This window comes from Myxococcus hansupus, from assembly GCF_000280925.3.
Taxonomy (GTDB): domain Bacteria; phylum Myxococcota; class Myxococcia; order Myxococcales; family Myxococcaceae; genus Myxococcus; species Myxococcus hansupus.
In genome coordinates this window covers 3043743-3055415 of record NZ_CP012109.1, presented here as the reverse complement: position 1 = coordinate 3055415, position 11673 = coordinate 3043743, and the positions used below count along the sequence as shown (strand labels likewise).

Here is an 11673-nt window from a genome sequence, read left to right as displayed (position 1 = left end):
TTCCATGAAACCATCTCCCGGTGTCTTGCAGGCCCCTGTGGATTCCCCTCGGATTTCAGGTGCGCCTGGTGCCCGGAGCCGCGACGAAATCGCAGTGTGGTTGCGGGATTACGTGGCGAAGGCGGCAGGGCTCGAACTGAACGAAGTCGACCCGCAACAACCGTTCGTTCGTTACGGGCTGACGTCGAAAGACGCGGTTTTCCTGTCGGGCGAGCTCGCGGACTGGCTGGGACACGACGTGTCACCCACCATCGTCTGGGAACACCCCAACATCGGCACGCTCAGTGAAGCGCTTGGCCGCGCTGAAACACCCGCACCGAGCCCCGCACTCGGGCCCGCCGTCACCGAGGCGCACGACGACGTCATCGCGGTGACGGCCCTGGGCTGCAGGTTTCCAGGTGCACCTTCGCCCGAGGCCTTCTGGTCCCTGCTCCAGCGCGGCGGCGATGCCATCACCGAAGTCCCCGCGAGCCGCTGGGACGTGTCGAGCGTCTACTCACCGGACGCCTCCACGCCCGCGACGATGAACACGCGATGGGGCGGGTTCCTCGACGACGTCGACGCGTTCGACCCGCTCTTCTTCGGCATCTCCCCTCGCGAGGCCGTGCGGATGGATCCGCAGCAGCGCCTGCTGCTCGAGGTGGCGTGGGAGGCGTTGGAGCGCGCGGGACAGGCGCCGTCGTCGCTGCAGGGCAGCCGCACGGGTGTCTTCGTCGGCATCAGCACCAGCGACTACGCCCAGCGGCAGTTCGGAAACCGCGCCCTGCTGGACGCCTACGCGGGCACTGGCAACGCGCACAGCATCGCGGCCAACCGCCTGTCGTATGTGCTGGGCCTCCGCGGTCCCAGCATGGCCGTGGACACGGCGTGCTCGTCGTCGCTCGTCGCCGTGCACCTCGCGTGTCAGAGCCTCCGTGGCCGCGAGTGCGACCTGGCGCTCGCGGGCGGCGTCAATCTCATCCTGTCGCCCGAGCTGACCATCGCCTTCTCGCAAGCGGGGATGATGGCGGCGGACGGACGCTGCAAGACGTTCGACGCCTCCGCGGATGGCTACGTGCGCTCCGAGGGGTGCGGCATCATCGTGCTCCAGCGACTGTCCGATGCGCTGGCCTCGGGGGCGCCCATCCTCGCCGTCATCCGCGGCTCGGCGGTGAATCATGACGGGCTCAGCAATGGACTCACGGCGCCCAGTGGTTCTGCGCAACAGGACGTCATCCAGCAGGCGCTGCGCCAGGCGCGGCTGAAGCCCGAGCAGCTTGGCTACGTCGAAGCCCATGGCACCGGCACGCCGCTGGGCGACCCCATTGAAGTGTCCGCGCTGAAGGCCGTGCTGTCTTCCGGCCGCGCCCCTGGCCAGCGCTGCCTCATCGGGTCGGCGAAGAGCAACATTGGCCACCTGGAAGCGGCGGCGGGCATCGCGGGGCTGATGAAGACGGTGCTGGCCCTGGGCCACGGCGAAGTGCCCCCGCAAATCCACCTGCGCGAGCTCAACCCGCACATCGCATTGGACGCGGAGCGCTTCCAGATTCCAACCTCGTCCCAGCCCTGGCCGCAGGCGCCGGGCACACGCCTCGCGGGCGTGAGCGCCTTTGGCTTCGGCGGCACCAACGCGCACGTCATCCTGGGTGAGGCGCCGCCGCGCCCCGCGGCCACGCCGACTCCGCCCGAGCGAGGCAGCCACGTCCTGACGCTGTCCGCACGGAGCGAGGCGGCCCTGCGCGTCATGGCGCGGCAGTACCAGGAGCACCTCGCGCGGCCGGATGCGCCGGAGTTGGCGGACGCCTGCTTCACCGCGAACACCGGGCGCAACACGTGGCCGCACCGGCTCGCCATCACCGCGGGGACCCGCGCTGAGCTGGCCACGCGACTGGAGGACTTCTCGCAGGGGCGCTCCGGTGCCGGCGTGAACCACGGAGAGGTCCAGCGCAGCACCGCGCCGCGAATCATCTTTCTGTACCCTGGCCAGGGCACTCAGTACCCGGGCATGGGGCGGCAGCTCTTCGACAGCGCCCCCGTCTTCCGCGAGGCGCTGGAGCACTGCGACGCCCTGCTTCGCCCCCACCTCGACGTCCCGCTGCTGTCGGTCCTCTTCCCGTCGACGGACGCGAATGCCTCGCTCATCCACCAGACGCGCTACACCCAGCCGGCGCTGTTCGCGCTGGGACACGCGCTGACGGAGCTGTGGCGTTCCTGGGGCATCACCCCCGACGCGGTGATGGGCCACAGCGTCGGAGAGTTCACCGCGGCGCACACCGCGGGCGCGCTCGGGCTGGAGGAAGCCCTGGGCTTGCTCGCGACGCGCAGCCGGCTCATCCAGGCGCTTCCCCAGAACGGCGCCATGGCGGCCGTCATGGAGGACGAGCCGACCGTGCGGGAAGCGCTGCGCGGCGAGCCGCAAGTGGACATCGCCGCCATCAACGGCCCTCGGCACGTCGTCATCTCCGGCGAACGGGAGGCGGTGCAGCGCATCACCACGGCGCTCCAATCCCGCGGTGTGGAATCGAGGCCGCTCACCGTCTCGCACGCGTTCCACTCGCCCCTGCTGGAGCCGATGCTCGATGGCTTCGAGCAGATCGCGCGCATGCTGCCGTCCCACGCGCCGCGCATCCCGCTCATCTCCAACCTCACCGGCGAGCAACGGCACCAGGCACCGGACGCCGACTACTGGCGTCGGCACGCGCGCGCGCCTGTGCAGTTCCTCAAGAGCGTCCAGACACTGACGCGAACCGGCCCCGCGCTCTTCATCGAACTGGGGCCGCACGACACGTTGCTGAACATGGCCCGGCGCTGCGTCCCCGGCGACACGAGCCTGTGGTTGCCCAGTCTTCGCCGCCAGCACGACGCCTGGGAGACGCTGCTCAGCAGCGTCGGCGGGCTGCATACGCGCGGCATCTCCGTTTCCTGGAACGCTTTGGAAGGTGCGCACGCAAGACGGCGCGTCGCGCTGCCCACCTACCCGTTCGAGCGTCAGAGGTACTTGCTGGACTCGGCGCTCCCCTCTCCTGCCCCCACTCCGACGATGATGACCCAGACCTCCGTCGCAGCGCCCGTTCTGTCACGCAAGGAGCGCATCCTCGCTGAAATCCGAACGGTGATTGCCCTGCTGCTCCAGGCGCCGCCCGAGAAGCTCGACGCGCGGATGTCCTTCCTGGAGATGGGCGCGGACTCGCTCGTGTTGATGGACGCCATCCGCAACGTGGAGAAGCGCTTTGGCGTCAAGCTGGCCATCCGCCAGCTCTTCGAGGAGCTGACGTCGATGGACGCCCTCGCGGCGTACCTGGACCAGACACTGCCCGCGCACGTCACCGTGGACAGTGCGCCCACCCGGCAGCAGCAGCCCGCGCCGGTGATGGCCTCGAACCTTCCCGCCCTGGCCGTCACGGCCCCGGCGACCACCGTCATCGCCCAGCCGGGCGGGGCCATCGAGCAGCTCATCCAGCAGCAGCTCCAGTTGATGGCGCAGCAGCTCGCGCTCCTGGGCGGCCGTCCCGCGGTGGCGCCCGTGCTCCCCGCTCCCGAGGCGCCCGTGGTCAAGGCGGCGCCCGGCGCACCAGCGAAGGCGGGGGGCGCGTCGCCGTTCGGCGCGGGACCGAAGTCCGGCGTTCCCGAGCGCGCGCTCCCCGTGGCGCAGCAGCGGCACATCGACGCGCTCATCGCGCGGCACACAGGCCGCACGAAGCAGTCCAAGGAAGCGGCCATCCGCTACCGCGCGAAGTGGAGCGACGTGCGCTGGTTGATGAACTTCCGGCCCGAGCTGAAGGAGGTCTGCTACCCCATCGTCAGCGCGCGCTCGAAGGGCTCGCGCATCTGGGACGTCGACGGCAACGAGTACATCGACTTCTCCATGGGCTTCGGCGTGCACCTCTTCGGGCACAACCCGCCCTTCATCATGGAGGCGCTGCAACAGCGCCTGGCGGAGGGCATGGAGCTGGGCCCCCAGTCGGACCTGGGTGGACGGGCCGCCGAGCTGGTTTGCGAGCTGACGGGCATGAAGCGCGTCACCTTCTGCAACTCCGGCACGGAGGCGGTGATGACGGCGCTGCGGCTGGCGCGCGCCGCCACGGGCCGCTCGAAAATCGTGATGTTCACCGGCTCCTACCACGGGCACTCGGACGGGACGCTCGTGGTGGGGCGCATGGTCGACGGCCAGCCGCAGTCGCTGCCGATGGCGGCGGGTGTGACGTCGAAGGTGGTCGAGGACGTCCTCGTGCTCCCCTACGGAGAGGACCGCTCGCTGGAGCTCATCCGCGAGCACCTGCACGAACTGGCGGGCGTCCTCGTCGAGCCCATCCAGAGCCGCCGCCCCAACCTCCAGCCTCGGGCCTTCCTCCAGGCGCTGCGGACGATGACGCGCGAAGCGGGCGTGCCGCTCATCTTCGACGAGGTCATCACCGGCTTCCGTCTGCACCCTGGCGGCGCGCAGGCCTGGTACGGCATCGAGGCGGACCTGGTGACCTACGGCAAGGTGCTGGGTGGCGGCATGGCCATTGGCGCCGTCGCGGACCGTGGCGGCTTCGTGGACCGCATCGACGGGGGTGACTGGAACTACGGCGACGCGTCCTACCCGGCCGTCGAGACGACCTTCTCCGCGGGCACGTTCTGCAAGCACCCGCTGACCATGGCGACCACGGTGGCCACGCTGAGCCACCTCAAGGACCAGGGCCCCGCGCTGCAGGAAGAGTTGGGCCGCCGGGCCGCGGGACTGGCCGCGCGCATCAACGACGTGTTCCAGCGCGAGCACGCGCCCATCGAGGTCGTCCACTGCGGCTCGGTGCTGCGCTTCTCGGCCGCCGGCAACTTCAGCTACCTGTACCAGTCGCTGGAGATGGACCTGTTCTTCTGCCACCTGGTCCAGCGCGGCATCTACATCTGGGAGGGGCGCACGTGCATGCTCTCCACCGCGCACACGGACGAGGACCTCGACACCATCGTGCGCTCGGTCGCGGAGACCGTCGCCGACATGCGCGCCGGCGGCTTCTGGCCCCGGCCCTCCTCGCCCGAGCCCACTCGCGGGGAGGCCCGCACCGTGCCGACGACCGAGGCCCAGCGGCAGCTCTGGGTCCTCTCGCAGATGAGCCCCGGCGGCTCCATCTCCTACAACCTGTCGATGAGCCTGCGGCTCGAGGGCACGCTCGACGCGGAGCGGCTCCAGCGCGCCGTCCAGCACGTCGTCGATCGACACGAGGCGCTGCGCCTCCACATCCACGCCTCTGGAGAACAGCAGACGGCCGCTGCGGCCCTCACGCTGCCGCTGCCGCTGCATGACCTGTCCACGCTGCCGGAGAAGGAGCAGGCCGAGCGGCTCGCGGACTGGTACGCGAAGGAGAGCAGCGCGCCTTTCGACCTGCACCAGGCGCCCCCGTTCCGCGTCCATCTGCTGAAGCTGAGCGCGCAGGCACATCTCTTCGTCCTCACGGCACATCACGTGGCCGTGGACGGATGGTCCCTGGCTGTCATCGTCCGTGAAGTCGCCGCGCAGTACACCGCGCTGCTGGGTGGCACCGCCGCCGCGCTGCCTCCCGCCTTGCAGTGGAGCGAATACGCGCAGTGGTTGGAACAGCAGAGCGGCACCAAGGACCAGACGTCCCACGAGCGTTTCTGGCTGAGCCGGCGCGTGGAGACACTGCCCGCGTTGGAGCTGCCCACCGACCTCGGCCGCCCCGCGCAGCGCAGCTACCAGGGCGCTCGCGAGACGCTCCGCCTGGACCGCGCCACCACGCAGGCGCTGCGTGAGGCGGCGGCGCAGCAGCAGTCCACGCTCTTCATGCTGCTGTTGTCCGTCTACACCTCGTTCCTCCATCGCATGACGGGACAGGATGATGTGCTGGTCGGCATCCCCACCGCGGGCCGGGGCATGGAGGGCAGCGAGGGACTGGTGGGCTATTGCTCGCACCTGCTGCCCATCGCCAGCCACCTCCAGGGCACGCAGACCTTCACGGACCACCTCCAGGGCCTCAAGCAGGTCCTCTGGGAGGCCTACGAGCATCAGGACTACCCCTTCGCGCTGCTCATCAAGCGCCTGGGCCTGCCGCGCAGCACGAGCCACAACCCCCTGGTCAGCGTCACGTTCAACCTGGAGCGACCGCTGGGCCAGCTCCAGATGGGCGGGCTGCGCGCGCGCTTCATGCCGCAGCCGGTGCGCTACTCCGCCTTTGACTTGAGCCTGAACGTCATCGACGCGGACGACGGGCTGGTGCTGGACTTCGATTACAACACCGACCTGTTCCTGCCAGCGACGCTGACCCGCTGGGCCCAGGGCTTCCGCACGCTGCTCTCGGGCGTGCTCGCGCAGCCGGAAGCCCCGGTGTCCGCCCTGCCGGTGCTCACGCCCGCGGAGCGGCGCAAGGTCCTGCTGGCCTGGAACCAGAACCAGGTGGGCTACCGAGAGGACCTGCTCACCCACCAGTTCATCGAGCAGCAAGCCGCGGCCCGGCCCGGCGTGAACGCGGTGGAATTGGACGGGCAGTGCCTCACCTACGCGGACTTCAACCGGCGGGCGAATCAGCTCGCGCATCACCTGCGCGGCCTGGGCGTCGGACCCGGAACCCTGGTGGGCGCCTTCATCGACCGTTCACCGGAGATGCTGGTGACGCTGCTGGCCATCCTCAAGGCCGGTGGTGCCTACGTCCCGCTGGATCCGGGGCACCCGCCGGAGCGGCTGCGCTTCCTGCTGGAGGACGCGCGCGTGGGCGTGGTGGTGACGAAGCAGCCTCTCGCGGAGCGGCTGCCACTGCACACGGCGAAGGTCGTCCAACTGGACACGGACGCCGTGACGCTGGCGAGCCGCCCCACCGAGAACCCGGTCAACACCGCGACGGCGACCTCCCCCGCGTACGTCATCTACACCTCGGGCTCCACGGGCGAGCCCAAGGGCGTCGTCATCGCCCACGGGCAGATGGCGGTGCACTTCCAGGATATGCAGCTCCACTTCGAGCTGAGCGAGCGCGACCGGGTGCTGCAGTTCGCCTCGTTCAACTTCGACGCATCCCTGGAGCAGATGCTGCCCACGCTCATGACGGGCGCCACGCTCGTCCTGCGCGGCAACCAGGTCTGGACGCCCGAGGAGCTGGCCCGCCGCGTCGTCGAGCAGCGCCTCTCCGTGATGAACTTCCCCACGGCGTACTGGCAGCAGCTCACGCAGAGCTGGGCGGAGTCACCGCCGGCCATCGGCGCGCATGACCTGCGGCTGGTCATCATCGGCGGCGACACGGTGCTGCCGAAGGTGCTGGAGCTGTGGCAGCAAGGCCCGCTGGGCACCGTGCGGACGCTCAATGCGTACGGCCCCACCGAGACGCTCATCACCGCCACCACGTTCGACATCCCCAAGGGCTGGAGCGCGACGCGCGTCCCCATTGGCCGGCCGCTGGCGAACCGCCCCTGCTACGTGTTGGACCGCCACGGCCAGCCGGTGCCCATTGGCGTCGCGGGCGAGCTGCACATCGGTGGCCCGATGGTCGCCGCGGGCTACCTCAACCGCCCGGAGCTCACGGCCCAGCGCTTCGTGCCGGACCCGTTCAGTGACGACCCGGCGGCGCGCCTGTACCGGACGGGGGACCTGGTGCGCTACCGGCCAGAAGGCGCGCTGGAGTTCCTGGGCCGCACCGACCACCAGGTGAAGGTGCGCGGCTTCCGCATCGAGCTGGGAGAGATTGAGTCCGCGCTGAGCGCGCACGAGAAGGTCCAGGAGGTGGTCGTCACCGTCCGCGAGGAGCCGGGCGCGCTGGCCGGCCATGACAAGCGGCTGGTGGCCTACGTCGTGCCGTCCTCTCAGGGCGCAGTGACGCCCGCGGACCTGCGCCAGTTCCTGCTGGAGAAGCTGCCGGACTACATGGCCCCCGCCTTCTTCGTCCTCCTGGACGCCCTGCCGCTCACGGCCAGTGGGAAGCTCGACCGCAAGGCCCTGCCCGCGCCCGACCCGGAGTCCAGCGCGCCCACGCGGCCGTTCATCGCGCCCCGCACGGCCACCGAGCAGACGCTGGCGGACGTATGGATGAAGGCCCTGCGGCTGCAACGCGTGGGCATCCACGACGACTTCTTCGAGCTGGGCGGCGATTCGCTGCTCGCCACGCAGGTGGCATCACGGCTCCGCGACGCGCTCAAGGTGGAGCTGCCGCTGGACCGGCTGTTCAAGCAAACGACCATCGCGGGCCTCGCCGAGCACGTGGACACCCTGCTGTGGGCGTCCAAGGCCGCCGAGGACACGAACGTCAGCGGCGCGAGCCGTGAAGAGGGGGAACTGTGAACGGCATCGACGGACTCCTGACCCGGCTGCGCAAGCACGACGTGCGGCTCTGGATGGAAGGCGAGCGGCTTCGCTTCAACGCACCCCCGGGCGTGATGACGCCCGACCTGCTGGGCGAAATGAAGTCCCACAAGGAGGAGCTCGTCTCCTTCCTCCAGCAGGTGGGCCAGTCGCTCCAGGGCGCCGCGGAGGTCATCCCCGCCGGGAATCGCGAGGGCGCGTTGCCGCTGTCCTCCGGCCAGCAGCGCATGTGGTTCCTGGAGCAGTTCCAGGGGCCGAGCGGCGCCTACAACATGCCCGCGGCGCTGCGGCTGGAAGGCGACCTGGACGTGAAGGCGCTCCAACGGAGCCTGGACGAAATCGTCCGGCGCCACGAAGTCCTCCGCACCCAGTATGGCCAGGAGAAAGGACAGCCCTTCCAGCGCGTCCTTCCCTCGCCTTCCATCTCGATGCCCGAGGTCGACCTGGGCCACGTCCCGGCCGAGGAGCGACGGGCCGAGGTCCGCCGGCGCGCCACGGAGGAGGCAGGCCGGCCATTCAATCTGGCGATGGAGCTGCCCCTGCGCCTGTCCCTGCTCCGCCTGGACGCGCGCGAGCATGTGCTGCTGCTCACGCTGCACCACATCGCGTGTGACGGCTGGTCGCTGGGTGTCCTCGTCCGCGAGCTGGCGGCGCTCTACCGGGCGTTCAGCACGGGCGAAGCCTCGCCGCTCCCCGAGCCGTCCCTCCAGTACGGCGACTTCGCGCGTTGGCAGCAGGAGCGAGTGGGCAGCGAAGCCCAGAAGCCAGGCCTCACCTGGTGGCGCGAGCACCTCGCGGGGGCTCCGGCGCTGCTGGAGCTGCCCACGGACAGAGCCCGTCCCGCGAACCAGCGGTTCCTCGGCGCGACCCACCGCTTCACCCTTCCGGCGGAGCTGACCGCGCGGCTCAAGCAGCGGAGCCGTGAAACCGAATCCACCCTGTTCATGATGCTGCTGGCGTCGTTCGGCGTGTTGCTTTCGCGCGCCAGTCGGCAGTCGGACCTGGTCATCGGGACGCCCATCGCGAACCGCGTGCCGCAGACGGAGCCGCTCATCGGCCTCTTCGTCAACACGCTGCCGCTGCGCCTCCAGGTGGACGGCTCGCGGCCCTTCTCCGAGCTGCTCGCGCGGGTGAGGCAGGACACGCTGAGCGCCTACGCCCACCAGACGCTGCCCTTCGAGCAGATGGTCGAGGCCCTCCAGCCCACACGAGACCCGAGCTACTCGCCGCTGTTCCAGGTGTTGTTCACGCTCCAGAACACCCCGTCCGAGGTCCTCTCCCTGTCGGGGCTCACGCTGGAGCAGTTGGAGTTCGAAAGCGGCACCACGCAGTTCGACCTGTCCCTCTCCATGGCGGAGACGTCCCACGGGCTCGCCAGCGAGCTGACGTACAACACGGACCTGTTCGACGCGGCCACCATCGAGCGGATGGCCGGGCACTTCGCGCGACTGCTCACCGCTGTCGCGGAGAACCCCGCCCAGCCGGTGGCCCAGTTGCCCCTGCTCACCGAGCCCGAGCGCACGCGGCTGCTGCGCGAGTGGAATGACACCGCGCTCGACCTCCCCCTGTCCGACAACCTGCACGGCCTCGTCGAGGCACAAGCGGCCCGGCGGCCCGACGCCATCGCCGCGCGCTTCGAAACGCAGGCGCTGACGTACGGCGAGCTGAACGCACGGGCGAACCAGGTCGCGAATCACCTGCGGCAGTTGGGGATTGAGCCCGGGCACCGCGTGGGGCTCTTCCTGGAGCGCTCGCTGGAGCTGCTCGTGGCGATGCTCGGCATCCTGAAGGCGGGCGCCGCATACGTGCCGCTGGACCCGGTGTATCCGGCGGACCGGCTGGCGCACATCCTGGACGACAGCGGCGTGTCACTGCTGCTGACCGAGCCCGGGCTGGCCGCGCTCGTGCCCGCCTACACGGGGAAGCAACTGCGGCTGACCGACGTCTCCAGTGCCCCCACCACGCCGCCTTGCGCCGAGGTCTCCGGTTCGCACGTGGCCTACGTGCTCTACACGTCAGGCTCCACCGGCCGTCCCAAGGGCGTGGCCGTCCCCCACTCCGCCGTCATCAACTTCCTGGCGTCCATGCAGCGCGCGCCCGGCATCACGGAGCAGGACACGCTCTTCGCCGTGACGACGGTGGCCTTCGACATCTCCGTGCTGGAGCTGTTCCTCCCGCTGAGCGTGGGTGGCGGCGTCGTCATCGCCAGCCGTGAGACGGCCGTTGACGGTACGCGCCTCATGCGCGCGCTGGCGGACAGCCAGGCCACGGTGATGCAGGCCACGCCCTCCACGTGGCGGATGCTGCTGACGCTCGGATGGACGGGCAGCCCCACGCTCAAGGTGCTGTGCGGCGGGGAAGCCCTCCCGGCGGACCTCGTGGAGCCCCTGCTGGCTCGCAGCGCTTCGCTGTGGAACATGTACGGCCCCACGGAGACCACCGTGTGGTCGACCACCACGCGCCTGGAGGCCGGCGGCCGTATCACCTTGGGCCGGCCCATTGGCAACACGCAGGTGTACGTGCTGGATGACGCCCTGCAGCCCGTTCCCATGGGGGTGACGGGCGCGCTGTACATCGGTGGACGCGGCGTCGCGCAAGGCTATCTCCACCGGCCGGACCTGACGGCGGAGCGCTTCGTGCCAGACCCCTTCGGGCAGGTGTCCGGAGGGCGGCTCTACAACACGGGCGACCTGGTGCGAGCCCTGCCGAACGGCACGCTGGAGTACCTGGGCCGCGGCGACGGACAAGTGAAGCTGCGTGGCTTCCGCATCGAGCTGGGCGAGATTGAAGCGCGGCTGGCGCAAGTGCCCGGCATCCAGGAAGCCGCCGTGAAGCTTTGGGACGTGTCGGGCCATGCGGAGCTGGTCGCCTATGTGCGCGGCGCCCCTGCCCCCGATGCCCTGACGATTCGCCAGCACCTCCAGTCCCACCTGCCCGCGTACATGGTGCCGTCGCACTTCGTGACGATGGAGACCTTCCCGCGCACCGCGAACGGCAAGCTGGACCGCAAGGCCCTTCCGGCACCGTCCGCCAACCCGCGCGCCTCCGCGGCCTACGAAGCGCCGCGCACGCCCACCGAGACGCAGCTCGCCGCCATCTGGCGCGACGTGCTGGCGGTGGAGCAGGTGGGCGCGCGCGACAGCTTCTTCGACCTGGGAGGCCAGTCGATGAAGGCCGTCCAGGTGGTGGCCCGCATCCAGGAGGCGTGGCGCGTGGACGTGTCACTGCGCGTCCTCTTCGAGCACCCCACGCTCGAGGCCCTGGCGAAGCACCTGGAGTCGCTCCAGCAGCCCGGACCGAGCGCCGCGCCGCCTCCGCTGGTGGCCCGGCCGCGCCAGGCCCGCCGCGTCCAGGCCGCGACCCACGCGGAGCTCAACCTGCCCGACTCGACTTCGAAGAAGGCGTAGCGC

2 protein-coding genes are annotated in these 11673 nt (G+C 70.2%); both read left to right on the top strand.

The features are described from left to right. Window positions 1–4: 4 nt before the first annotated feature. A complete protein-coding gene (locus A176_RS12045) occupies window positions 5–8242 on the top strand; it encodes a hybrid non-ribosomal peptide synthetase/type I polyketide synthase (RefSeq protein WP_044889074.1) in 8238 nt (2745 codons plus the stop codon). Then, window positions 8239–11670: a non-ribosomal peptide synthetase gene (locus A176_RS12040; protein WP_002638692.1), complete on the top strand. Its 3432-nt coding sequence runs from the start codon at window positions 8239–8241 to the stop codon at window positions 11668–11670. The genes A176_RS12045 and A176_RS12040 overlap by 4 nt, the downstream gene beginning before the upstream one ends. Window positions 11671–11673 lie beyond the last annotated feature (3 nt).

Coding starts and splice junctions, on each gene's coding strand:
- A176_RS12045 (WP_044889074.1), top strand. CDS start 5: ATGAAACCATCTCCCGGTGTCTTGCAGGCCCCTGTGGATTCCCCTCGG.